The following is a 24,450-nucleotide window of genomic DNA, read 5'->3' as shown; positions in this document are numbered from 1 at the left end:
GCAACGTTCTGCCAGAAGCGGTTGCCTTCGGTGGAAAGCAGGCGGGGCAGCGGCAGGGTCGGATCGGCGGCGAGCGCATGATTGATCGCAGCGCATTGCTGGTCGACGAGGGCGGGCTCACCCTGCGGGCGCATCGCCTTGACGATGACATCACCCTCGCTGGTCCGGCCGCGGAAGTTGAGATCGTACTCGCCGCCAAGCTGCCGCAGCCCGCCATCGATGCCGAACTGCTCGGCGACCCCACGCAACCAGACGTGTTCCATCTTGTCTCCCCCGCCGCGGAGCCTGCGCCGTGCTCCGCGCTCATTCTTTCAGGCACGGTCGAATCGGCCGGCACCATCATCCATAGCCACAAAGCCGGCCGCTTTGGTCCTGCAAAGTTTGCGCGGCTGAGCCCGCCGGGATGCGTGGCGCGCCGATCTCATGGGGAAACACGCCGTCATCCCGGGCTGGACCCGGGATCCATGCCGGAGCGCATCTGATCAAGGCTCAGGCATGGATCCCGGATCTTCGCTTCGTCCGGAATGACGCGCGTTTTCGCAAAGCATTCCGATTGGCGCGAAGAGCGTCAGACCTCCGCCGCCATGGTGCCGGCCAGCCAGCGCTGCTTCGCCCGCTCGATCGCCGCGCGCACCGTATCGGGCGCGGTACCGCCATAACTGCGGCGGCTGCGGACGGAATGCTCCGGCGCGAGCACTTCGAAGACTGCGGCGTTGATGCGGGGATCGACCGAGCGCATGGCGTCGAGATCGAGCGCCTGCAAGGTGCAGCCCTTGGCCTCGGCCAGCGCAACGATACGAGCGGTGACGTGATGGGCGTCGCGGAAGGGGATCCCGGCCTCGCGCACCAGCCAGTCGGCGAGGTCGGTCGCGGTCGGGAAGCCGCGATCGAGGAAGGCGCGCATGCCCTCGGGGCGCACGGTGAGGTCGCGGACCATGCCGGTGGTGGCGGCGACGCAGAGCTCGACGGTCTCCAGCGCGTCGAACATCGGCTCCTTATCCTCCTGCATGTCCTTCATGAAGGTCATCGGCAGGCCCTTCACCATCACCAGCATGGCGGTCAGCGAGCCGACGACGCGGCCGGCCTTGCCGCGCACCAGCTCGGCAGCGTCGGGATTGCGCTTCTGCGGCATGATCGAGGAGCCGGTGGTGAAGGCATCCGACAGCGCGATGAAGCGGAAGCCGTCGCTGCACCAGAGCGTGATCTCCTCGTTGAGGCGCGAGAGATGCACGGCCAGCATCGAGCAGCAGAACAGCAATTCGCAGATATGATCGCGCGCACCGACCGAATCCATCGAATTCTCGGTCGGCCGGGCGAAGCCGAGCTCCGCCGCGGTGAACTGCCGGTCGATCGGGAAGGCGGTGCCGGCGAGCGCGGCGGCGCCGAGTGGCGAGACATTGGTGCGCTGGCGCGCGCCGGCCAGGCGCTCGCGGTCGCGACCGAACATCTCGACATAGGCCATCAGATGGTGGCCGAAGGTCACGGGCTGGGCGACCTGCATATGGGTGAAGCCCGGCATGATCGTGTCGGCATGCTCGCTCGCCCGCTCGATCAAGGCCTGCTGCAGGTCGCGGATGGTGCCGTCGAGCGCATCTATCGCGTCGCGCATCCAGAGGCGGACGTCGGTGACGGCCTGGTCGTTGCGGCTGCGGGCGGTGTGCAGGCGACCCGCCGGCTCGCCGATGATCTCCTTGAGGCGCGCTTCCACATTCATGTGGATGTCCTCGAGGTCGATGCTGAACGTGAGTTCGCCGCGGTCGATCTCGCCGCGGATCTGGTCGAGCCCGGCCTGAATGCGCTCATTGTCGGCGGCGGCGATGATGCCCTGGCGGGCGAGCATGGCGGCATGGGTCTTGGAGGCCGCGATGTCCTGACGGTAGAGCCGGTAGTCGAAGCCGATCGAGGAATTGATCTTGCGCATCACATCGGCCGGAGCCGTCGTGAAGCGCCCGCCCCACATCTTGTTGGCACCGGGGTTCTGGTCGGACATGATGGGCTCTCCGGGAGCGGCTGCGACGTCGTCGCCAACGGATAGCAATCGCGATTTGGACTGTAAATTCCAAAATCGACCTTGACGTCTAAATCATGCTCATCATACTCGCAGCAGGTGCGGCGGAACGGCCGCTGCGGGATGGGCAGCATGAAGATCGAAGAATTCACCCTGGAACGGATCCAGTCGCTCTATGAGAACACCGTCGAGTTCAATCTCTCCGACAGCGGCGTCCATCCCTATTCGCTGAACGAGCTGCTCAGCGCCGAGCAGCGCGCCAAGCTGATGGAGGTCGAGCTTGGCTATGGCTGGACCAATGGCGCGGTCGAGCTGCGCGAGGACATCGCCAAACTCTATCGCAACCGAACCTTGGACGAGGTGATCGTCACCAACGGCTCGGCCGAGGCCAATTTCCTGATGGTGATGTCGCTGATCGAGCCGGGCGACGAGATTGTCGTCTTCGTGCCGAACTACCTGCAGATCTGGGGCTGGGCGCGGGCAATCGGCGCCACCGTCAAGGAAGTGAAGCTGCGCGAGGAGCTGGGCTGGACGCCCGATCTCGACGAGGTCCGCAGGGCGATCACGCCGCGTACCAAGCTGATGACCATCTGCAATCCGAACAATCCGACGGGCAGCCTGCTCTCGCGGGAGACGATGGACGAGCTTGTCGCGATCGCACGCGAGCAAGGCTGCTATCTCCACGCCGATGAGGTCTACAAGGGCGCGGAACTCGAAGTCGACGAGCCGCCGAGCTTCGCCGATCTCTACGAGAAGGCGATCATCACCAGCGGCCTTTCCAAGGCGATGGCGCTGCCGGGCCTGCGGATCGGCTGGCTCGTCGGCCCTGCCGCCGACATCTACACGGCCTGGCAGAACAAGGACTACACCTCGATCACGACGAGCGCGCTGAGCGAGCAGGTCGCCCGTATCGTCGTCCAGCCGGCGAAGCGCGCGGAGATCCTGCAGCGAAGCAAGACCATCCTGCGGGAGAACCTCGCGCTGCTCAGCAACTGGGTGAAGGCGAATGAGGAATTCTTCTCCTTCGTGCCGCCCAAGGCCGGCGGCATGGCCTTCATCAAGTACAGCCACTCGATGAACTCGACGGAGCTCGTGCACCGGCTCCGCGAGGAGCGCGGCATCATGCTGCTGCCGGGCGATGTCTACGGGCTCGACGGCTATATCCGCATCGGCATCGGCGCGCCGGGCGAGCATCTCTCCGCAGGGCTGGAGCGACTGAGCGACTATCTGAAGTCGCAGCCACGCTGACGCCTGCCTGGGGGAAGCATGACGCCGGAACTCGCTCCTTACCTGCCGATCTGCGACGCGGTCGCGCTGCTGTTCCGGCCGCATGCCGAGGTCGTGCTGCACGATTTGGGGTCGCAGAGCGTCGTGCATATCGCCGGCAACTTCTCGCAGCGCGTGCTCGGCGAGCCCTCACTGCTCGACGAGATCGGCTTCGACCCCGACGAGACGATCATCGGTCCCTATGAGAAGGTGAACTGGGACGGGCGGCGGCTGAAATCGATCAGCATCGTGCTTTCGGCGGGGGGGAAGCCGGTCGGCGTGCTCTGCATCAATGTCGACGTGTCGCATTTCCACGCGCTGATGCAGACGCTCCAGGCCTTCGCGACGGTTCCAGCCGGCACGGAGAAGCCGCAGGCGCTGTTCAAGGAAGACTGGCACGAGCGCATCAACGAGTTCGTGCAGCAATGGACTCAAAGTCGTGGTCTCGCCGTGACCAGTCTCAGCCGGGCCGAGAAGCGCGAGCTGGTCGCCGACCTTGCCGCGAATGGGGCGTTCGGGGGGCGCAATGCCGCCGCCTATATCTCGCGCATCCTCGGACTCGCCCGCGCGACCGTCTACAACTACCTCAACCAGGCCAACGAGACCCCGGATGCTTGACCTGTCGCGTGCGGAGATCGAGGCCGCCGTCGATCTCGACCGGGCCTTCATCGCGCTGGAGGAGGGGTTCAAGGCGGCTGCGGCCGGCCAGGTGCAGATGCCGCCGGTCGGCTATCTCGGCTTCCCCGCGCATAACGGCGACTGCCATATCAAGTTCGGCCATATCGCCGGTGATGCCATCTTCGTCGTGAAGATCGCGACGGGGTTCTACGACAATCCGGCCAAGGGCCTGCCGACGACGAGCGGCATGATGATCGCGCTTTCGGCCGAGACCGGCGCGGTCGTCGCGATCCTGCGCGACGAGGGCTGGCTCACCGATTTGAGGACGGCGCTGGCCGGCGCCATCGCGACGCGGGCCGGGATGCGGGCGGATGCACGCAGGATCGGGATCGTGGGAGCCGGCACGCAGGCACGCTTCCAGATCCGCGCCGCCGCGCATCTGCTGCGCGAGCGCGAGCCGCGGTTCGCATGCTGGGCGCGCTCGCCGGAGAAGCTGGAGGCGCTACAGCGCGATCTGGAACGGGAGGGCATCGCCATCGAGCCGGTGGCCGAGCTGGAGGCGCTGTGTGCGCGCTCGGATGCGCTGATCACGGTGACGCCGGCTGCCGCGCCGATCATCCGTGACGACTGGATCAAGCCGGGAACGCATATCACTGCGCTCGGAGCCGATGCACCGGGCAAGCAGGAGTTGGACTCCGCGCTGGTGGCGCTCGCTGACACAAGGATCGCGGATTCGCTGGAGCAGAGCCTCGACCATGGCGAGTTCGCTACGGCGGCGGCGGTCGGGCTGATCGATGCGGGCGATTGCGTCGAGCTGGGGGCCGTTCTGGCCGGGGACGTGCCGGCGCGCCGCTCGGACGACGACATCACCATCGCCGACCTGACCGGTATCGCGGTGCAGGATATCGCGATCGCGCGGGTGGTGCTGGACGGGATCGGGCGTCGATAGCGCCAGCCTTCGACGGGAAGGGCGTCCTTCTCGGGCTTACCCCGAGAATCTTTGGAAAGCGAGGTGTCGGAGCCTCCTTCGGCACGAGGTGCTCGGGTCAAGCCCGAGCATGACGGCGAGTTAGAAAGGCTCGTCAGCCCTTGTGCCGCGCCAGAAACCGATCCAGCCTCGCCAGCCCTTCCCGCAGCACGTCGGTCGGTACACCGATGCCGATGCGGATGTGGCTTTCGATGCCGAACCAGCTTCCCGCGACGACGAATACGCTCTCCTCCTCGCGCAGCTTCTGCGAGAAGGCCTCGGAGGGCATGTCGAGCGGGTAGCGCAGAAAGGCCATGCCGCCGGCCTGCGGGCGCCGCCAGGACCAATCGTTGTGCCGGGTCATCCACTCGCCGACGAGGTCGGCATTGTTGCGCAGCAGATCGCGGCCACGTGTGAGCAGGCGGCCGCGCGTCTCCGGGCGCATGACCTCTTCCGCAAGGATCTGGCTGAGGATGCCGCTGCCGATCGTGGTGTAGTCCTGCCGCTCGGCCGCAGCCGCTACGACCTCCGCGGGAGCGACGATCCAGCCCAGACGCAGGCCCGGGCAGGCGAAGGACTTAGACAGGCTCGAGGTGACGAGCACCTTGGGGTAGCTACCCCAGAGCGTCTGCGTCTCCGCGCCGTCGATCTCGCCGCCGCGGTAGATCTCGTCGACGATGAGCCAGGCGTCGTTACGCTCGGCGGCCTCGATGAGAACGGCGCGGCTCGCAGTAGAAAGCACGCTGCCGGTCGGGTTGGCCGGGTTGGTCACGGCGATGGCCTTGGCGCCGGCAGCGACGGCGGCGAGCTGCTCTGCGTCGATCTGCCAGTCGCTCTCGCCGGAAAGCTCCAGCCGGCGGATGTCGAAGCCGAGCGCGCGGCCGAGGCCGTCGATCTGCATGAAGTTAGGCAGGGCGAAGACGAGCGCGTCGGCGGGTTCGAACAGCGCCATCAACGCGATCATCGTCGCCTCGGAGGAGCCGTTGGTCACCAGCACATTGGCGGCGGTGGCGCCCGGATACCAGGAGGCGATGTTGCTGCGCAGGTCCGGCCGGCCGTCGGTCCAGCCATAGCCGAGGGGCTGCTTGAGCAGGTCGCGCGCTGCCTGTTCGCCCAGGATATCCTCGATCGCCCAGGGATGGACGCCGCTTTCGGTCAGATTGATCTCGACGTCGTTCTCGAAGAGCGTCTGGTTCCGCTCCATCTGGAAAATGTCGAACTTCACGGGAGCCTCCGGCAATGCGGCATCGAACCCTGCCATCGCAGGGCAGTGCGTTTGCTCGATCTGTGAGGCCGGGCGGCCGAGGGGTCAAGTCAAATTTAGACAATCAGTCCAATTTGGACTTGTTGTTTATTCACTCCGTGTTGCGGCGTCGGTTGCGTCGAAGCCGGGTTCGATATCCTCGCCTGTGCACAGTTCGTTGTTTTTGTGGGTGATGCCGTTCTTGCGGCGGGTGTTCCAGGGCATGGCCGCAATTCCGCCTGCCTTGCGGGGAACCTCGCCGCCCCCATATCCGTTGCGCCGCCATGCTTGAATCGATGATGCCCGTCCAGAACTTCCGCTTTCCAGGTGTCCTGAACTCTCAGGAGCTTCTCGTCGCAGAAGCCGTGCTCGCCAGAGCCTGGGCTGCGCTGGACTATGACGCGCGCACGGACGCGGAGCTTGAAGCGGAAGCGCGGGATCGCCTCGGGCGCATCATCCTGCGAGCGATGTCGCGCGGGTCGGATTCGATTTCCGATCTCTCGGCTGCGGCGGTCGCCGAGTTCAAGGCGACCAAGCCGGCGATGCGCGTCGAGATCGCCGGCCGGCAGGACGACTGAAGCTCGCGCAAAAAGAACTGCGCGATCGCCGCATCGGACGATCGCGCAGGACGAGGCGCTTCAGCGCACCGTGACGTCGAAGCCGAAATACTTTTCGCCCAGCGCCTTGATCGTGCCGTCGGCATTGGCCTCGGCGATCGCCTTGTCGAACTTCGCCTTCAGCTCGGTGTCGCTCTTGCGCAGGCCGATGGCGCTGCCCTTGCCGACGATGCCGCCCTGGAAGCGCGGGCCGACCACGACCATGTCCTCGTTGCCGGCCTTCTTGGCGGCGGTGGAGAGATAGGCCATCGAAGCCATGATCAGGTCGACGCGGCCGGCGGCCAGGTCGAGGTCGTGCTGCTCGGTGGTCTTGTACTCGCGGATCTCGACGAGGCCCTTCAGGTACTTTTCGAGGAAGGCGCCGTTGATGGTCGATGTCTGCACGCCGATGATCTTGCCCTTGAGCAGGGGCTTCAGCTTCTCGATCTCGGCAAGGGCACCGGGCTCGTCGGTGGTCAGGTGGAAGATCTTGCCGGTGTCCGGCAGATCGGCGAGCGGGCTGCCCTTGATGACGGCGAAGGTCTGGCCGGTCGAGCCGTAGGGGTTCGAGAAGAGGATCGCCTCCTCGCGCTTCGGGGTGACCGACATGCCGGCCATGATCGCGTCGAACTTGCCGGCGTTGAGGGCGGGGATCATGCCGTCGAAGGCCTGGGCCTCGATCGAGCAGTCGAGATTGGCCCGCTTGCACAGGTCCTTGTACAGGTCGATCTCGAAGCCGGCGAGGGTGCCGTTGGCCTCGGTCCAGTTCCACGGGCGGAAGGCGCCTTCGGTGGCAATGCGCACCTTCTGCGGCGCCTGGGCGAGGACGGGGGCGGCGAATGCGGCAGCGCCGAGCGCGGCGAGCGCAAAGAGCTTGGTGATGGTCTTCATGGTCTCTTCCCTGATGATGCGGCCGCGAGCGGCGCGCGGTTAATATCAGCCCGCCAGGAACTGGCGGAAGCGTTCGGAACGGCTGGCGGTGAAGACCTGCTGCGGCGGGCCCTCCTCCTCGATGACGCCCTTGTGCAGGAACACGACCTTGCTGGAAACGTCGCGGGCGAAGCCCATCTCATGCGTCACGACCAGCATGGTGCGGCCCTCTTCGGCAAGAGAGCGCATCACGCGCAGCACTTCGCCGACGAGCTCGGGGTCGAGCGCCGAAGTCGGCTCGTCGAAGAGCATGACCTTGGGGCGCTGGGCGAGCGCGCGGGCGATGGCGGCGCGCTGCTGCTGGCCGCCGGAGAGATGCGCCGGATAATGGTTGCGCTTGTCGGCGATGCCGACGCGGGCGAGCAGCGCCTCGGCCTCGGCGATGCATTCGGCGCGCGGGCGCCCCTGCACATGGATGGGCGCCTCGATGACGTTCTCCAGAATGGTCATGTGCGACCAGAGATTGAAGTTCTGGAAGACCATGCCGAGCTCGCTGCGGATCCGGTCGACCTGGCGCGGATCGGCAGGCTTGGTGCCGTTCGGCGTCTGCTGCAAGCGGATCGTCTCGCCGGCGACCGTGATGTCGCCTGAGTCCGGTATCTCCAGCATGTTGATGCAGCGGAGCATGGTCGATTTGCCCGAGCCCGAGGAGCCCAGGATCGAGACGACGTCGCCCTCGCGGGCTTCGAGTGAGATGCCCTTGAGCACTTCGAGCGAGCCGAAGGTCTTGCGCAGATTGGTCAGCGAGACCGCGACGGGGCGTTCTGGGGCGGCGCTCATGCGGAAGCTCCGGATTTCAGGGTCGCGGGTGCGCCGGGGGCGGGGCGCAGATGCGGTGTCAGCCGGTATTCGGCGTATTGGACGAGCCGCGTCACGACGAAGTTGATGACGAGGTAGATCGCGCCGGCGACGATGAAGACCTCGATGGCGCGGTAGGTTTCCGAGATCAGCTTGGCGGCGAGCCCGGTGATCTCCATCAGCGTGATGATCGAGGCGAGCGAGGTCGCCTTGATCATCAGGATGAGTTCGTTGCCGTAGCCCGGCAGGGCCTGGCGGATGGCGAGCGGCAGCACGATGCGGCGGAACATCAGAAGGCGCGTCATGCCGGCGGCGCGGGCGGCTTCGATCTGCCCGGCCGGCACGGCCTGGAGCCCGCCGCGGAAGATCTCGCTGGCATAGGCGGCGGTGTTGAGCGAGAGCGCCAGCAGCGCGCACCAGTAGGGATCGCGCAGCAAGGGCCAGGCGAAGCTCATGCGGACTTCGCGGAACTGGCTGAGCCCGTAATAGATGATGAAGATCTGCACGAGCAGCGGCGTCGAGCGGAAGATGAAGACGTAGAAGCGCGCGAACCACTCCAGCGGCGCGATGCCGGACATGCGCAGCAGGGCGAGCAGCAGCGCCAGCACCGAGCCGCAGGCGACCGAGGAGAGCGCGAGCTTCAGCGTCAGCGGGATGCCCGCGACCAGCGTCAGCAGCGTCTCATACATGAAGGCGAAATCCATTACGCCCTCCTGAGGCCGCGCGTGAAGCGCGTTTCCGCCGCGCGCAGGCCCCAGCCCGACACCGAGGAGATGACGAGGTAGAGGATCGCGGCGATGAAGAAAAAGGTGAAGGGCTGGCGGGTCGAGCCGGCGCCGATCTGGGCCTGGCGCAGGATCTCGACCAGGCCGGTGACCGAGATCAGCGCGGTTTCCTTCAGCACGAGCTGCCAGACATTGCCGAGGCCGGGCAGGGCATAGCGCAGCACGAGCGGGGCGATGACGCGCCTGAGTCTCAGAAACGGGCTCATGCCGCAGGCGATGGCTGCCTCGATCTCGCCGCGCGAGACAGCGCGATAGGCGCCGCGGAAGACCTCTGTGTGATAGGCGCCGGAGACGAAGCCGATGGCGAGCGCGCCGGCAAGGAACCCTGGCAGGCTGATGAAGCCGGTCGCTCCGAAGAGCCGGCCGAGCGGGGTGAGCACCGCGCTCGAGCCGAAATAGAAGAGGTAGATGATCAGAAGGTCGGGGATGCCGCGCAGCACGGTGGTGTAGCCATCGGCAAGCCGGCGCGTGATCGGGCCGCCGGAGAGCTTGGCCCAGGCGCCCAGCGCCCCGATGACGGCGCCGAGCGCAAAGCCGCAGATCGCGACGGCGATCGTCATGCCTGTTGCCGCCAGCAGGGCGGGGCCCCAGCCATTGGCGCCGAAGCCGATGATCTCGAAGAAGCCAGGCTGGTTCATCGGCCCCTGCTTTCGACAAAAAGAAATCCGCCGGATGGGAGGGGCCGGAAGCCCCGCCCATCCGAGCGGTGTGACGATGCGCTTGATTCCCGCAGCGGAGCGAATGCGCAAGTCATCGAGCGGCTTTGCTCACATGCATCGCGCGCTTCCGCCGGGAAGAGCGTCAATGTGCCGCCATGTCGAGCGGGGGGTCGACATCGTCGGTGATCGGGTTGGCGAAGGGGTTCTTGGCGCGGAACGCCGCGAAATCGTCCTTCGCCGCCTTGAGCAGGGCGGGGTCGTTCAGGACGTCGGCGGCGACGCCGGCCATCGCCTTGGCGGCGAGCGCCAGACCTTTATGCGCGGCGGGTGCGAGGCCCTGCGCCACCAGCTGCCAGGAATGGCCGGGCGTGCCGATGGCGTAGCAGGCGGTGCGGCATTGCACGGTCGGGACGACCCAACTCACCGTGCCGACATCGGTCGAGCCGACCGAGGTGTCGTTGCCGGCGCCGAGCGGATAGATGTCGTCGCTCAGCGCCTCGCCTTCCTTCGGCTTGAGGTCGAAGCGGCCATAGGCGGCGGCGATGTCCTCGGCGCTCAGGGTCTTCTGGAACTTGGCGGCGAAAGCCTGGTCGGCGGCGTCGAAGCCCGGGCCGCCGAGCGCCTCGAGATTGGCCTGCATCGCCTCTTCGAGCGGGCGGTTGCCGATCAGGTTGGCGTCGCCGGAGAGCTGTTTGACGGCGACGGTGGTCTCGCTCATCAGCGCGGCGCCCTCGGCGATCTTCTTCACGCGGGCGACGAGATCCCACATCTCACTGAGGGTGGCGGCGCGGATCAGCTGGCGCGTCGTCGCGGTGGCCTGGACGACGTTGGGGGCGATGCCGCCAGCGTTGATGATGGCGTAGTGGACGCGTGCCGTCGAAGGCATGTGCTCGCGCATGTAGTTGACGCCGATATGCATCAGCTCGACGGCATCGAGCGCCGAGCGGCCGAGATGCGGCGCGGCGGCGGCGTGCGAGGCGCGGCCGCTGAAGGTGAACTCGATCTCGACACAGGCGAGCGAGAAGGGCCGGTTGACGCCGTTGAACGAGGCCGGGTGCCAGCACAGTGCGATGTCGACGTCGTCGAAGGCGCCGTCGCGGACCATGAATCCCTTGGCCGAGCCGCCTTCCTCTGCCGGGCAGCCATAATAGCGCACCCGGCCCTTGATGCCGTTGGCGGCGAGGTAGTCCTTCACCGCGGTGGCGGCGAGGAGAGAGGCCGAGCCCAGCATGTTGTGGCCGCAGCCATGGCCGTTGCCGCCCTTCTCGACCGGCGTCTCGCTCGCGACGCCGGCTTCCTGGCTCAGGCCCGGCAGCGCGTCGAATTCACCCATGATCGCGATCACCGGGCCGTCTTCGCCGGCCTCGCCGACCACGGCGGTGGGCAGGCCGGCGACGCCGGTGGTGACGCGGAAGCCCTCGCGCTCCAGCATGGCCTGATGCTCGGCCGCAGAGCGGACTTCCTGATAGTTCAGCTCGGGCATGTGCCAGATGCGGTCGGAGAGCTCGAAATAGGCCGGGGCCTTGTCGTCGATCAGACGCCAGACGTCCTTGCTGTTGCTCATGGAAGGCTTCCTCCTGCGCGGGCTCTATTGCCCAAATTCGCGCCAGCTTCTGGCATGGCGCATGGGCGGCTCACAAGCGGCCCGGTGACGGGGTTTCCCTGCGTTTTCGGTAGGGCAGGCGGCTTTTAGCGCCGCCTCCGTTCGATGCTCGCCCGGCGCGCTGGCCGAAAATTCCTATAAAATCTTTATATCCGCGCCTCCGTCCTTCTCTCGAACGGCTATGGCCTCGGCGCGATATTGGCCCCGAACGGCCGGTCCCCCCAATGGAACCGGTGCTCGCTGCCGGACGGATGGTCCGGCAGCCACGACCATCGGGGTTATTCGATGATGGACACCATCGTACTCGCCATCGGGCTCGTCTTCTTCGGGCTCTCCTTCGCCTATGTCGCTGCCTGCGACGCGCTCTAGGGGAGGCCGGAATGCTTCTGGATTACGTCCTGGGCGGAGCGGTGACGCTGTTCCTGCTCGCCTACCTCACCTACGCGCTGATCCGCCCCGAGCGGTTCTGACGGCGGCGGCCCCTCAGATTCGGAACCTCGTCCATGACCCTCAACGGATGGATCCAGATCCTGCTCTTCTGCGGGATCATTATTGCTCTGGCCAGGCCGCTTGGCGGCTACATGACGCGCGTCTTCGCCGGCGAGCGCACATTGCTTTCGCCGGTCCTGCACCCGGTCGAGCGGCTGCTCTACGGCGCCGCCGGCACGCATGAGAAGGAGGAGCAGCACTGGACGAGCTATGTCACGGCGATGCTGCTGTTCAACCTCGCCGGCTTCCTCGTGCTCTACGCGATGCAGCGGCTGCAGGGCGCGCTGCCCTTCAACCCGGCGGAGATGGGCGCGGTGCCGGCCGATCTCGCCTTCAACACGGCCGCGAGCTTCGTCTCCAATACCAACTGGCAGAACTATGCCGGCGAAAGCACGATGTCCTACTTCACCCAGATGGCGGGGCTGGCCGTGCAGAACTTCGTCTCGGCGGCGACGGGCATCGCCATCGCCGTCGCGGTGATCCGCGCCTTCGCGCGCCGTTCGGCTCGCACGCTCGGCAATTTCTGGGCCGATCTCGTTCGCGCGACGCTTTATGTCCTGCTGCCGATCTGCGTGATCGGGACGCTCGTCCTCGTCTGGCAGGGCGTGCCACAGAACCTCAACCCCTACACCGTCGCGACGACGCTCGAAGGCGCACAGCAGACGATCGCGCAGGGGCCGGTCGCCTCGCAGATGATGATCAAGCATCTCGGCACCAATGGCGGCGGCTTCTTCAATGCCAATGCGGCGCACCCCTTCGAGAACCCGACCGCCTTCACCAACCTGATCCACTTGGTCGCGATCTTCGCGATCGGCGCGGCTCTGACCAATGTCTTCGGCCGCATGGTCGGCAACGAGAAGCAGGGCTGGGCGATCTTTACCGTGATGGGCCTCCTGTTCGTGGCCGGCGTCATCGTCTGCTACTGGGCCGAGGCCGCCGGCAACCCGCTCGTCCAGGCGCTCGGCCTCGATGGCGGCAACATGGAAGGCAAGGAGACGCGCTTCGGCATCGTGCTCTCGGCGCTGTTCGCGGTCGTCACCACGGCTGCATCCTGCGGCGCCGTCAACGCGATGCATGACAGCCTGATGCCGCTGGGCGGGCTGATCCCGCTGATCAACATGATGCTCGGCGAGATCATCATCGGCGGCGTCGGGGCCGGTTTCTACGGCATCATCCTCTTCGTCGTCATCGCCGTCTTCGTCGCCGGGCTGATGGTCGGGCGCACGCCGGAATATCTCGGCAAGAAGATCGAGGCGAAGGAGGTCAAGATGGCGATGCTCGCCGTGCTCTGCCTGCCGCTCGCCATGCTCGGCTTCACCGCCGTCGCCGTCGTGCTGCCGGATGCCGTCGGCTCGATCGCCAATGCCGGCCCGCACGGCTTCTCCGAGGTGCTCTACGCCTATACCTCGGCGGCGGCGAACAACGGCTCGGCCTTCGGCGGGCTCTCCGGCAACACGGTCTGGTACAATCTGACCATCGGCGTCGCCATGCTGATGGGGCGCTTCCTCGTCATCATCCCGGCGCTGGCGCTGGCAGGCTCCGTCGCGGCCAAGAAGACCGTGCCGGAATCGGCGGGCACCTTCCCGACGCATGGGCCGCTCTTTATCGGCCTGCTCATCGGCGTGATCGTCATCGTCGGCGGCCTGACCTTCTTTCCGGCGCTCGCGCTCGGCCCGATCGTCGAGCACCTGGCGATGCTCGCCGGCCAGAGCTTCTGAGGAACTGGTCATGCGCACCGAAACGGGACCTCGCCCTTCGACCCTCATCTGCGGAGCGACGATCGCGGTTCTGTTGATCGCCATCGTCTTCCACGCCCTTTCTTTCCTGCTTGCGGCGGTCTGACCCGAGAGGGGTCCCGCTCGCAGGCCACGACGGAGCTTTCGTCATGAGTCATCCAAGGTCCGGCAGCATCCTCGATGCCCGCATTCTCGTCCCGGCGCTCGGTGGCGCCCTCCGCAAACTCGATCCGCGCAGCCTTGCCAAGAACCCGGTGATGTTCGTCGTCGCCGTCGTCTCGGCGCTGACCACGATCCTGCTGCTGCGCGACTGGATCACGGGGGCGACCCATCTGGGCTTCTCCTTCCAGATCGTGCTCTGGCTCTGGTTCACCGTGCTGTTCGCCAATTTCGCCGAGGCCGTCGCCGAAGGGCGTGGCAAGGCGCAGGCGGATTCGCTGCGCCGGACGCGCGCGGAGACGCAGGCCAAGCTGCTCAGCGGTACCGATCGCAGCAAATATACGCTGGTGCCCGGGCCAAGCCTGAAGCTCAATGACGTCGTGCTGGTCGAGGCCGGCGACATCATCCCCTCAGACGGCGAGGTGATCGAGGGCATCGCCTCGGTCAACGAGGCCGCGATCACCGGTGAATCGGCGCCGGTCATCCGCGAATCCGGCGGCGACCGCTCGGCCGTCACCGGTGGCACGCAGGTGCTGTCGGATTGGATCCGCGTGCGCATCACCGCGACGGCGGGCTCGACCTTCATCGATCGCATGATCGCGCTGGTCGAAGGCGCCGAGCGGCAGAAGACGCCGAACGAGATCGCGCTCAACATCCTGCTCGCCGGCATGACGCTGATCTTCGTGCTGGCGACCGCGACGATCCCCAGCTTCGCCAGCTATGCCGGCGGCGCGATCCCTGTGATCGTCCTCGTCGCGCTGTTCGTGACGCTGATCCCGACCACCATCGGCGCTCTGCTCTCGGCCATCGGCATCGCCGGCATGGACCGGCTGGTGCGCTTCAACGTGCTCGCCATGTCCGGCCGCGCCGTCGAGGCGGCGGGTGACGTCGACACGCTGCTGCTCGACAAGACCGGCACGATCACGCTCGGCAACCGCCAGGCGACGGCGTTCAAGCCGGTCCGTGGCGTCAGCGAGCATGATCTTGCGGACTCCGCGCAACTCGCCTCGCTTGCCGACGAGACGCCGGAAGGCCGCTCCATCGTCGTGCTCGCCAAGGAGCAGCACGGCATCCGGGCGCGCGATCTCGTTGGTCTCAACGCCCATTTCGTGCCCTTCACCGCGCAGAGCCGGATGAGCGGCGTCGACCATGACGGCTCCAGCATCCGCAAAGGCGCCGTCGATGCGGTGCTCGCCCATGTCCGCGCGACCGGTGGCGAGGCCGAGGCGGCGCGCGAGGTGCAGTCCATCGCCGAGGAGATCGCCAAGACGGGCGGCACGCCGCTCGCCGTGGCGCGCGACGGCAAGCTGCTCGGCGTCATCCAGCTCAAGGACATCGTCAAGGGCGGCATCCGCGAGCGCTTCGCGGAGCTGCGGCGCATGGGCATCCGCACCGTGATGATCACCGGCGACAACCCGATGACCGCCGCCGCCATCGCGGCCGAGGCCGGCGTCGACGACTTCCTCGCCCAGGCGACCCCTGAAAACAAGCTCGCGCTGATCCGCGAGGAGCAGGGCAAGGGCAAACTCGTCGCGATGTGCGGCGACGGCACCAACGACGCGCCGGCTCTGGCGCAGGCCGATGTCGGCGTCGCCATGAACACCGGCACGGTGGCGGCGCGCGAGGCCGGCAACATGGTCGATCTCGACAGCGACCCGACCAAGCTCATCGAGATCGTCGAGATCGGCAAGCAGCTCTTGATGACGCGCGGCGCGCTGACGACCTTCTCGATCGCCAACGACATCGCGAAATACTTCGCCATCATCCCGGCGATGTTCATCGCCTTCTATCCGCAGCTCGGCGCGCTGAACTTCATGCAGCTGGCCACGCCGCAGAGCGCGATCCTCTCCGCGATCATCTTCAACGCGCTGATCATCGTCGCGCTGATCCCGCTCGCGCTGCGCGGCGTGAAGTACCGCGCGGTCGGCGCGGGGGCGCTGCTCTCGCGCAACCTGCTGGTCTACGGCCTGGGCGGCATCATCGTCCCGTTCATCGGCATCAAGGCAATCGACATGGCCGTCACGGCCGTCGGCCTGATCTGAAGGAATTCAGCCATGCTTCGTCATATCCGCCCCGCGATCGTGATGATCGTCGCGCTTACCGCCATTACCGGTCTCGCCTATCCGCTGGCGATGACCGGGCTCGCCCAGGCGCTGTTCCCGCGCCAGGCAAATGGCAGCCTGATCGAGAAGGGCGGCAAGGTGATCGGCTCCGAGCTGATCGGCCAGTCCTTCACCGGTGAGCGCTATTTCCATGGCCGGCCGTCGGCGACGGTCGGCGCCGACCCGACAGACAGCAGCAAGACCGTTGATGCGCCCTACAATGCAGCCGGCTCCGGCGGCTCCAATCTCGGCCCGACCAATCCCAAGCTGATCGAGCGCATCAAGGGCGATGTCGCCACGCTGAAGCAGGAGAACCCGCAGGCCGCGGTTCCGATGGACCTCGTGACGACCTCGGCCAGCGGGCTCGATCCGCATGTCTCGCCGGAGGCGGCCTATTTCCAGGTGCCGCGCATCGCCAAGGCGCGGGGGCTGGGCGAGGCCGATCTGCGCAGCCTGGTCGCGGACCATGTCGAGGGACGCCAGCTCGGCATCCTCGGCGCGCCCGTGGTCAACGTGCTGAAACTCAATCTGGCGCTCGATGCGGCGACCGTGAAATGACGCAGGAGCACGCTGTGTTCCCGATGGAAGAGCGCTGTCGTTCCGGACAAGCGGCGTAAGCCGCGCCGATCCGGAAACCATCGAAGGGCGCTGCGCTCTCCGATGGCTTCCGGGTCTCCCTTCGGTCGCCCCGAACGACGGCGCGTTTCCCTCGAAAAACAACGTGCTCTAAGAATGCGGCGAGCGGAACGGGTCTGCCGCCACAACGTTCAAGGACCAAATTCCAGCCATGCCGGACGAGCTTCGTACCGAGCCGCCAAGACCGTCGCCGGACGCGCTGCTGGAGCAGGTCCGCGGCGAAGCGCGCGGGAGGCTGAAGATCTTCCTCGGCGCCGCCCCCGGTGTGGGCAAGACCTACGAAATGCTGCTCGCGGGTCGGGCGCGCCGCGCGGAGGGCGTCGATGTCGTCATCGGCGTTGTCGAGACGCACGGCCGGCGCGAGACCGAGGCTCTGATCGAAGGCTACGAGACGATACCGCGGGCGCAGGTCGCCTATCGCGGCCAGAGCGTCGACGAGATGGACCTCGACGCGGTGCTGGCGCGGCGGCCGGAACTCGTCCTCGTTGACGAACTCGCCCACACCAATGCGCCGGGGAGCCGCCATCCGAAGCGCTATCTCGACGTACTCGAGCTGATCGAGCGTGGCATCGACGTCTACACCACGCTCAACATCCAGCATGTCGAGAGCCTCAACGACGTCGTCGCGCAGATCACCCGCATTCGCGTGCGCGAAACGGTGCCCGATTCCATCATCGACCGGGCCGATGCGATCGAGATCATCGACCTCACGCCCGAGGACCTGATCAAGCGGCTGAACGAAGGCAAGGTCTATCTGCCGGAGACCGCCAGGCGAGCTGTCTCCAACTACTTCTCGCCCGGCAACCTGACGGCGCTGCGGGAGCTTGCGCTGCGGCGCACGGCGCAGCGGGTCGACGAGCAACTGCTGAGCCATATGCAGGCCCATGCGATCCCGGGGCCCTGGGCGGCCAGCGACCGGCTGATCGTCTGCATCGACGGCAGCCCGCGCGCCGCTTCGCTGGTGCGCCATGCCCGGCGTCTCGCCGAGAAGCTGAAGGCGTCATGGACGGCGTTGCATATCGAGGCGCCCGGGCGCGCGAGGCCCTCTGAGGCAGAGAAGGACCGGCTTTCCGCCGCCATGCGGCTCGCAGAGCAGCTCGGCGGCGAGGCGGTGATCCTGCCGGGCGAGACCGTGCCTGACGAGGTGCTGCGCTATGCCGCCTCGAAGAATGTCAGCCATATCGTCATCGGCTCGTCGAGCGCTCCGCGCTGGCGCGAGCTCCTCTTCGGATCGGTGGCGCAGGCGCTGATCCGCGAGGCCGGAGACATCAATATCCATGTGATTCCCGGGCAGGAAGCCGGGGCTGGTGAGGTTCGTGCTGCCGGCTCCACCGGCGAGCACCGCTTCGAGCCCGGTGCCTATCTGGCGGGCATGGCCTTCGTGGCCGTGGCCGTAGGGCTCGGCATGTTGCTGCATCTCGTGCTCGACGTGCGCAACATCGCGCTCGTCTTCCTGATGGCCGTGCTCACCTCGGCGGTGACGGCCGGACTCTGGCCGGCGCTGTTCACCTCCGTGATCGGCGCGCTGGCGTTCAACTTCTTTTTCCTGCCGCCGCTCTACACGCTCGTGATCGGCGATCCCGAAAGCGTGCTCGCCTTCTTTTTCTTCCTTCTGGTCGCGCTGATCGCCAGCAATCTCACGGCCCGCGTCCAGCGCCAGGCCGCGGCGGCGCGTCAGCGGGCGCGTGCCACCGAGGACCTCTATCTGTTTTCGCGCAAGCTCGCCGGTACGGGCACGCTCGATGACGTACTCTGGGCGAGCGCCTACCAGATCGCGGCGATGCTGCGCGTGCGCGTCGTGATCCTGTTACCGGAAGAAGCCAGCATCGCCGTTCGGGCCGGTTACCCACCCGACGATACGCTCGACGATGCCGATATCGCGGCGGCGCACTGGGCCTGGGAGCACGACCGCCCGGCGGGACGCGGCGCCGACACGTTGCCGGGTGCGAAGCGGCTCTATTTGCCGCTGCGGACCGGGCGCGGCGCCATCGGCGTGATCGGGCTCGATTCCGACCGGCCGGGCGCGCTGCTGACGCCGGAGCAGCAGCGTCTCTTCGATGCGCTGGCCGATCAGGCCGCGATCGCGATCGAGCGCGTCCAGCTTGCGGCGGATGTCGACAAGGCGAAGCTCGCGGCGGAGGCGGACCGGCTGCGCTCGGCGCTGCTGACCTCGATCTCGCATGATCTCAAGACGCCGCTCGCCGGCATCCTGGGCGCGGCCGGCACTCTGCGCGACTACGGCAAGGCGATCCCCGAGGCGGATCGCTCCGAGCTTCTGGCGACTGTCGTCGAGGAGTCGGAACGGCTCAACCGCTTCATTGCCAATCTGCTGGACATGACGCGGATCGAGGCCGGCGCGATGGAGCCGAACTATGCTCTGCTGGACGTCGGCGACGTCGTCGGCGCAGCGCTGCGGCGCGCGGAAAGCATCACGCACGGCCATGCGATCGACCTGTCGCTCGCCCCCCATCTGCCGATGCTGCGGCTCGACCCCGTGCTGTTCGACCAGGTGCTGTTCAACCTCATCGACAACGCCGCGAAATACGCGCCGACGGGCACCACGATCGGCGTCCATGCCCGTGGGGATGGCGATGCAGTGGTTCTGGACATTCTTGACGAAGGGCCGGGCCTGCCGCCTGCCGATCTCGAACGGATCTTCGACAGCTTCTACCGGGTCGGGAAGGGCGATCAGGTCCGCGCCGGCACCGGGCTTGGCCTTGCGATCTGCCGCGGCTTCGTCGAGGCGATGGGCGGCACGATCACCGCCGCCAACCGCAGTGATCGGCAGGGCGCGGTGTTCGCGATCCGCATGCCGATCCCACCCGAGGCTCACCAGATGAAGGTATTGCCATGACAACGATGGCCGTCCGGGTGCTCGTCGTCGACGACGAGCCGCCGATCCGCAAGCTGCTGCGCGTCGGGCTTGGCACCGAGGGATACACGACCAGCGAGGCCGGCAACGCCAAGGACGCCATTGCCCGGATCGACGCCGAGGAGCCCGACCTGGTGCTGCTCGATCTCGGCCTGCCGGACATGACCGGGCAGGAGCTGCTGCGGCTCTGGCGCAGCGAGGGGCGCACGCTGCCCATCGTCATCCTGTCGAGCCGCACCGACGAGGCCGGCATCGTCCAGGCGCTTGAGGCGGGGGCGGATGACTATGTCACCAAGCCGTTCGGGATGCGCGAGCTCGCGGCGCGGCTGCGCGTTGCGCTGCGTCACAAGCTGCACCAGCAGGGCGAGAGGCCGGTCTTCCGTACCGGGGAGCTCTCGGTCGATCTCGTCCGCCGCATCGTCCAGGTCGGCGGCACCGAGGTGAAGCTGTCGCCGAAGGAATACGACATCCTGCGCGCGCTGGTCCAGCATGCCGGCAAGGTGCTGACGCATCGCCATCTGTTGAAGGAGGTCTGGGGCGGCAACGAGGATGTGCAGTATCTGCGCGTCTATATCCGGCAGCTGCGCCAGAAGATCGAGCCGGTGCCCGAGCAGCCGCACTACATCACGACCGAGCCCGGCGTCGGCTATCGGCTGCGCGAGAGCGACTGACGGCCATGGATATTTCCGAACTGATCGCCCCCGGCTCCGTGCTGACCGGGCTCAAGGCCGCGTCGAAGGAGCAATGCCTCGATCTGCTCGCCCGGCATGCGGCCGGGGCGGCGGGCGTGGCGGATGACGTCATTGCCGCCGCGCTGAAGCGCCGGGAAGCGTTGGGCTCGACCGGCATCGGCGGCGGTATCGCCATGCCGCATGCGCCGATCGCCGGCCTTTCCGTGCCCTTCGGTCTGCTGGCCTGCCTGGCCAAGCCGATCGATTTCGAGTCGGTCGATGGCGAGCCGGTCGATATCGTCTGCCTGATCCTGACACCGGAGGCAGGGCAGGGCCAGCATCTCAACGCGCTCGCTTGCGTCGCCCGGCGCCTGCAGCGGCAGGACATTCGCGAAGCGATCCGCCGGGGGCGCCGTCCGGAGGATGTTCATGCCGCGCTGGGGAATGGCTGAGGTGCTGGGCAGTCGAGGTGACCGAGCGTGACTGCGAACGCTGTTCAGATTGAACCGATTCTATTCTATAAATTTGTTTGAATGAGTGAATTCTGCGTCGCTTTATCGATGATTGTGAGCGATTTCACGCTTTCTCTCGTGATGAATTTCTGCAATAGCTCTGGCGATATATTCACCAGATCATAGCGCCATGCCCTGTCATATCTCCCGAAACGTCTCTCTCGCCGCCCTGGCCTTCGTGGTCGGTTCCTTTATCGCTGCGCCTTCGCTCATGGCGCAGGGAGAGTCGCCGCCTGCCGCGCCTCAGCGCCCCGCCGCCCGGCCTGCGGCGAAACCCGCCCAGCCGGTCGCGCAGAACCAGGCTGCTGCGAGCGTCAGCCAACCCGCAGCGCAGACCGCGACGCTGCCGAACGGCGCGAGCGCGATCAACGAGACCTATGGTGACTGGTCGGTCGACTGTCGCATCGCCAACGGCCAGCGGCTCTGCGTGCTGCTGCAGTCGCAGGGCAACAGCCAGACCGGACAGCGCGTCTTCGCCATCGAACTGCGCACGCCTAAGGACGGGCGCGCCGAGGGCACGATCCTGTTTCCGTTCGGCATGAAGCTGGAGAATGGAGCCGTCCTGCGCCTCGACGACAGGGATCTGGGCCAAGGACTGCGCTTCTCGACCTGCATGGCGCAAGGCTGCCTGCTGCCGATCTCCTTCCCGACAGTTGCGACCGACGCGATGAGGGCGGGCAAGACGCTGACGGTGGCGGCACTGAACCTGTCGAACAGCGAGCCGGTTTCCTTCAACGTATCCCTGACCGGCTTCGCCGCCGCCTTCGACCGCATCGCGCAGGTCGACAGGTAGCCGGCAAGAAAGGCCGCGGCTCTGCCACGCCATTTGGCGATTTCAAGCGTCTCTGTGCTCTGCAGTAGTCGAAGCCGCCAAAGTGGGTCGACAGAACACAGAAATTTGGCTCGTTCTGCCAGTGCTTCCGTGCATGATCGGTAGCACAGGGAGTTCGGGCCAAAACCATGACAACAGATGCGCGCCTGCCGTTTCTCGCCGAGCTTGAAAAGAAGATCCTCTGGTTGGCGTCGTGGACGATCCACAACGCCAACCATATCCGGCCGAATGAGGACGGCATGAAGGTCGGCGGGCATCAGGCTTCCTCCGCCTCGCTCGCCACGATCATGACGGCGCTCTACATGGCGGCGCTGAAGCCGCAGGACCGGGTGGCGGTGAAGCCGCATGCCTCGCCGATCTTCCACGCCATCAACTATCTGATGGGGCTGCAGACCCGCGAGAAGCTCGAGAATTTCCGCGGCTACAAGGGCGCGCAGAGCTATCCCTCCCGCACCAAGGACATCGACGATGTCGATTTCTCGACCGGCTCGGTCGGCCTGGGCGTCGCGCAGACGCTCTTTTCCTCGCTGACGCAGGATTACGTGAAGGCGCATGGCTGGGCGAAGGATCGCTCGGAAGGCCGCATGGTCTCGCTGATCGGCGATGCCGAGCTCGACGAGGGCAACATCTTCGAAGCCCTGATGGAGGGGTGGAAGCACGGCGTCCGCAATACCTGGTGGATCATCGACTACAACCGCCAGTCGCTCGACGCGGTGATCCGTGAAGGGCTCTACGACCGCTTCGAAACCATGTTCCGCAATTTCGGCTGGGACGTGGTCACGTTGAAATACGGCTCGCTGCAGCAGGCCGCCTTCAGGGAGAAGGGCGGCGAGCGACTGAAGGCCTGGATCGATTCCTGCCCGAACCAGCTCTATTCGGCACTGACCTTCCAGGGCGGCGCAGCCTGGCGCAAGCGCCTGATGGATGATCTCGGCGATCAGGGGCCGGTGACCAAGCTGATCGAGAAGCGATCCGATGCGGAACTCTCGAAGCTGATGTGCAATCTCGGCGGCCACGACCTGCCGTCGATCCTCGAAGCCTTCGAGTCGATCGATCATGACCGGCCGGTCTGTTTCCTCGCCTATACGGTGAAGGGGTTCGGGCTGCCGATCGCCGGGCACAAGGACAATCATGCCGGCTTGATGACCAAGGAGCAGCTCGACGGCTTCCGCAAGGCCAACAACATCCGTCCCGGCCATGAATGGGATCTGTTCGAGGGGCTCGGCCTGGCCGAGAACGAGATCAAGGGCTTCCTCGACAAGGTGCCGTTCTTCTCGGAGGGACGCCGGCGCTTCTCCGCCGCCAAGCTGCCGGTTCCGGAAAGACTGGAGGCCGGCATCCAGCCGTCCATGTCGACCCAGATGGGCTTCGGCAAGGTGCTGGACGAACTGGCGAAAGCAGGCGGCCCGCTCGCCGACCGCATCGTCACGACCGCGCCGGACGTCACCGTCTCGACCAATCTCGGCCCCTGGGTTAACCGGCGCGGGCTGTTCGCCAGGGCGTCGATGGCCGACACCTTCAAGGACGAGCGCATCCCTTCGATGCAGAAATGGGAGTTCTCGCCCAAGGGCCAGCATATCGAGCTGGGCATCGCCGAGATGAACCTGTTCATCAACCTCTCGGCGCTCGGCCTCTCGCATTCGATCTTCGGCGAGCGGCTGATCCCGATCGGCACGCTCTACGACCCCTTCATCTCGCGCGGCCTCGATGCGCTGAACTACGCCTGCTACCAGGACGCCCGCTTCATGGTCGTGGCGACGCCGTCGGGCGTGACGCTGGCGCCGGAGGGCGGCGCGCACCAGTCGATCGCGACACCGCTGATCGGCATGAGCCAGGACGGGCTCTGCGCCTTCGAGCCGGCCTTCGTCGACGAGCTGGCGGTGATGATGCGCTGGTCCTTCGACTACATGCAGCGCGACGGGGAAGGCGATCCCGACGAGCGGACCTGGCTGCGCGACGAGACCGGCGGTTCGGTCTATCTGCGCCTGTCGACCCGGCAGGTCGAGCAGCCGAGCCGGGCCATGACGCCGGAACTTGAGCGCGACATCATCGACGGCGCTTACTGGCTCAGGAAACCGGGGCCGAACGCCTCGGTCGTCATCGCCTATACGGGCGCTGTCGCGCCGGAGGCGATCGAGGCCGTCGGGCTGCTGGGCGAGGACAGGCGCGATGTCGGGCTGCTCGCCATCACCTCGGCCGACCGGCTCAATGCCGGCTGGCAAGCGGCCGAACGGGCACGCCAGCGCGGCAACCACGCTGCGACAAGCCATATCGAGCGACTGCTCGGCGATCTGTCACGCGATTGCGGTATCGTGTCGGTGCTGGATGGTCATCCGGCGACGCTGGCCTGGCTCGGCAGCGTCCATGGCCACCGGCAGAAGGCGCTCGGCGTCGAGCATTTCGGCCAGACCGGTACGGTTGCCGATCTCTACCGGCATTTCGGTATCGATGCGAATGCGATCGTCCATGCCGCGAATGCCGCGTCGCCCGGGCGTCCGGTGCGCTATCTCAAGGCTTTGCCTTAAGCCGGTCCGTCATGGCCGGGCCTGACCCGACCATGACGCGTTTCGTCAGTAGCCCGGCGTTGAGAAGGTATTGGCGAAGGGGTTGACGCCCGCGCCGATGCGGGGCGGCAGTGTGGCTTCGCCATAGAGCTCGCCGACGTTGGCATAGACCGGCGAGGTATAGGGGGCCTGGTTGGCGTAGCGGTTCAGCGAGCCGACCGGAACGACGTTTCCGGCATCGAAGTAGCTGCGCTTCTGGACCGTGACGCGCAGCGGCCCGCGGCGATTCTGCGCCTCGGCGATCGTCGCGAGGACGGTCGATGCCGCCAAGGTGATGGCGAGAACGGTGGCAACACGCTTGAACGGCATCATGGCGGCAATCTCCGGGAGTGGATGCACCCACTCCATGTAGGCATCAGAAATCCGACGCAAAGAGTAGCACGCCGTCGTTAACAATTTTGTTA

General features: G+C 66.4%; 22 protein-coding genes and 1 pseudogene. 14 read left to right on the top strand and 9 right to left on the bottom strand.

The window, feature by feature from the left end:
- Together AC1DIN_RS23110 and argH are read right to left on the bottom strand one after the other, a co-directional pair.
- Positions 1-263: pseudogene (locus AC1DIN_RS23110) on the bottom strand (hypothetical protein); the annotation flags it as partial.
- A 305-nt stretch (positions 264-568) separates the two neighbouring features.
- The gene (gene argH / locus AC1DIN_RS23105) at positions 569-1,990 is read right to left on the bottom strand and encodes an argininosuccinate lyase (protein WP_476811452.1); all 1,422 of its coding nucleotides are present in this window, start codon (positions 1,988-1,990) and stop codon (positions 569-571) included.
- A 150-nt stretch (positions 1,991-2,140) separates the two neighbouring features.
- Here argH and AC1DIN_RS23100 point away from each other — a divergent pair, with 150 nt between their 5' ends.
- Genes AC1DIN_RS23100 through AC1DIN_RS23090 form a run of 3 tightly spaced genes read left to right on the top strand, consistent with a single transcriptional unit; the run spans position 2,141 to position 4,841 of the window.
- Positions 2,141-3,256: an aminotransferase class I/II-fold pyridoxal phosphate-dependent enzyme gene (locus AC1DIN_RS23100; RefSeq protein WP_476811451.1), complete on the top strand. Its 1,116-nt coding sequence runs from the start codon at positions 2,141-2,143 to the stop codon at positions 3,254-3,256.
- A gap of 18 nt (positions 3,257-3,274) precedes the next feature.
- Entirely contained in the window at positions 3,275-3,892 is a 618-nt protein-coding gene (locus AC1DIN_RS23095; RefSeq protein WP_476811450.1) for a helix-turn-helix transcriptional regulator, read from the top strand.
- On the top strand, positions 3,885-4,841 hold the full coding sequence (locus tag AC1DIN_RS23090; protein ID WP_476811449.1) for a Rossmann-fold NAD(P)-binding domain-containing protein: 957 nt from the start codon (positions 3,885-3,887) through the stop codon (positions 4,839-4,841). Before AC1DIN_RS23095 ends, AC1DIN_RS23090 begins: the two co-directional genes overlap by 8 nt.
- A gap of 133 nt (positions 4,842-4,974) precedes the next feature.
- On the opposite strand, the gene AC1DIN_RS23085 is transcribed toward AC1DIN_RS23090, so the two are convergent.
- Positions 4,975-6,084: an aminotransferase class I/II-fold pyridoxal phosphate-dependent enzyme gene (locus AC1DIN_RS23085; RefSeq protein ID WP_476811448.1), complete on the bottom strand. Its 1,110-nt coding sequence runs from the start codon at positions 6,082-6,084 to the stop codon at positions 4,975-4,977.
- A 302-nt stretch (positions 6,085-6,386) separates the two neighbouring features.
- Here AC1DIN_RS23085 and AC1DIN_RS23080 point away from each other — a divergent pair, with 302 nt between their 5' ends.
- Positions 6,387-6,680, top strand: coding sequence for a hypothetical protein (locus tag AC1DIN_RS23080; protein ID WP_476811447.1), 294 nt, complete (start codon positions 6,387-6,389; stop codon positions 6,678-6,680).
- Positions 6,681-6,740: 60 nt separating this feature from the next.
- Here the strand turns inward: AC1DIN_RS23080 and AC1DIN_RS23075 are convergent, their stop codons facing one another.
- The 5 genes from AC1DIN_RS23075 to AC1DIN_RS23055 form a co-directional block, all read right to left on the bottom strand.
- Positions 6,741-7,589 (bottom strand): transporter substrate-binding domain-containing protein, encoded by an 849-nt coding sequence (locus AC1DIN_RS23075; RefSeq protein ID WP_441472425.1) that lies wholly within the window; start codon positions 7,587-7,589, stop codon positions 6,741-6,743.
- Positions 7,590-7,634: 45 nt separating this feature from the next.
- Positions 7,635-8,408 carry an ABC transporter ATP-binding protein gene (locus tag AC1DIN_RS23070; RefSeq protein WP_476811446.1) on the bottom strand — a complete coding sequence of 258 codons (774 nt, stop codon included), beginning with the start codon at positions 8,406-8,408 and terminating at the stop codon, positions 7,635-7,637.
- On the bottom strand, positions 8,405-9,130 hold the full coding sequence (locus AC1DIN_RS23065; protein ID WP_441472427.1) for an ABC transporter permease: 726 nt from the start codon (positions 9,128-9,130) through the stop codon (positions 8,405-8,407). Before AC1DIN_RS23065 ends, AC1DIN_RS23070 begins: the two co-directional genes overlap by 4 nt.
- Positions 9,130-9,849 carry an ABC transporter permease gene (locus AC1DIN_RS23060; protein WP_476811445.1) on the bottom strand — a complete coding sequence of 240 codons (720 nt, stop codon included), beginning with the start codon at positions 9,847-9,849 and terminating at the stop codon, positions 9,130-9,132. The genes AC1DIN_RS23065 and AC1DIN_RS23060 overlap by 1 nt, the downstream gene beginning before the upstream one ends.
- A 163-nt stretch (positions 9,850-10,012) precedes the next feature.
- On the bottom strand, positions 10,013-11,434 hold the full coding sequence (locus AC1DIN_RS23055) for an amidohydrolase (protein WP_476811444.1): 1,422 nt from the start codon (positions 11,432-11,434) through the stop codon (positions 10,013-10,015).
- Between the two features lie 237 nt (positions 11,435-11,671).
- Here AC1DIN_RS23055 and AC1DIN_RS23050 point away from each other — a divergent pair, with 237 nt between their 5' ends.
- The 10 genes from AC1DIN_RS23050 to AC1DIN_RS23005 all read left to right on the top strand — a co-directional run bounded on the left by AC1DIN_RS23050 (position 11,672) and on the right by AC1DIN_RS23005 (position 24,007).
- Positions 11,672-11,842 carry a hypothetical protein gene (locus AC1DIN_RS23050; protein WP_476804080.1) on the top strand — a complete coding sequence of 57 codons (171 nt, stop codon included), beginning with the start codon at positions 11,672-11,674 and terminating at the stop codon, positions 11,840-11,842.
- A gap of 11 nt (positions 11,843-11,853) precedes the next feature.
- A complete protein-coding gene (locus tag AC1DIN_RS23045; RefSeq protein ID WP_441472431.1) occupies positions 11,854-11,943 on the top strand; it encodes a K(+)-transporting ATPase subunit F in 90 nt (29 codons plus the stop codon).
- 33 nt (positions 11,944-11,976) lie between these two features.
- Entirely contained in the window at positions 11,977-13,680 is a 1,704-nt protein-coding gene (gene kdpA / locus AC1DIN_RS23040; RefSeq protein ID WP_476811443.1) for a potassium-transporting ATPase subunit KdpA, read from the top strand.
- A 167-nt stretch (positions 13,681-13,847) separates the two neighbouring features.
- The gene (gene kdpB, locus AC1DIN_RS23035; protein ID WP_441472433.1) at positions 13,848-15,899 is read left to right on the top strand and encodes a potassium-transporting ATPase subunit KdpB; all 2,052 of its coding nucleotides are present in this window, start codon (positions 13,848-13,850) and stop codon (positions 15,897-15,899) included.
- A gap of 12 nt (positions 15,900-15,911) precedes the next feature.
- Positions 15,912-16,517, top strand: coding sequence for a K(+)-transporting ATPase subunit C (locus tag AC1DIN_RS23030; protein WP_476811442.1), 606 nt, complete (start codon positions 15,912-15,914; stop codon positions 16,515-16,517).
- Positions 16,518-16,746: 229 nt separating this feature from the next.
- Complete coding sequence (locus tag AC1DIN_RS23025; RefSeq protein WP_476811441.1) at positions 16,747-19,449, top strand: DUF4118 domain-containing protein; 2,703 nt, start codon at positions 16,747-16,749, stop codon at positions 19,447-19,449.
- Entirely contained in the window at positions 19,446-20,138 is a 693-nt protein-coding gene (locus tag AC1DIN_RS23020; RefSeq protein WP_476811440.1) for a response regulator transcription factor, read from the top strand. Before AC1DIN_RS23025 ends, AC1DIN_RS23020 begins: the two co-directional genes overlap by 4 nt.
- A gap of 5 nt (positions 20,139-20,143) precedes the next feature.
- Entirely contained in the window at positions 20,144-20,590 is a 447-nt protein-coding gene (locus AC1DIN_RS23015; protein ID WP_476811439.1) for a PTS sugar transporter subunit IIA, read from the top strand.
- A 190-nt stretch (positions 20,591-20,780) separates the two neighbouring features.
- Positions 20,781-21,443: an invasion associated locus B family protein gene (locus AC1DIN_RS23010; protein WP_476811438.1), complete on the top strand. Its 663-nt coding sequence runs from the start codon at positions 20,781-20,783 to the stop codon at positions 21,441-21,443.
- Positions 21,444-21,610: 167 nt separating this feature from the next.
- The gene (locus tag AC1DIN_RS23005; protein WP_441472439.1) at positions 21,611-24,007 is read left to right on the top strand and encodes a transketolase-like TK C-terminal-containing protein; all 2,397 of its coding nucleotides are present in this window, start codon (positions 21,611-21,613) and stop codon (positions 24,005-24,007) included.
- A 45-nt stretch (positions 24,008-24,052) separates the two neighbouring features.
- On the opposite strand, the gene AC1DIN_RS23000 is transcribed toward AC1DIN_RS23005, so the two are convergent.
- Positions 24,053-24,358 (bottom strand): hypothetical protein, encoded by a 306-nt coding sequence (locus AC1DIN_RS23000; RefSeq protein ID WP_441472440.1) that lies wholly within the window; start codon positions 24,356-24,358, stop codon positions 24,053-24,055.
- Positions 24,359-24,450: the final 92 nt, after the last annotated feature.

It is taken from the genome of Allobosea sp. 05T438 (assembly GCF_056396025.1).
Note: the sequence above shows the minus strand (reverse complement) of the source record. Positions and strands in the feature narration are given on the sequence as shown.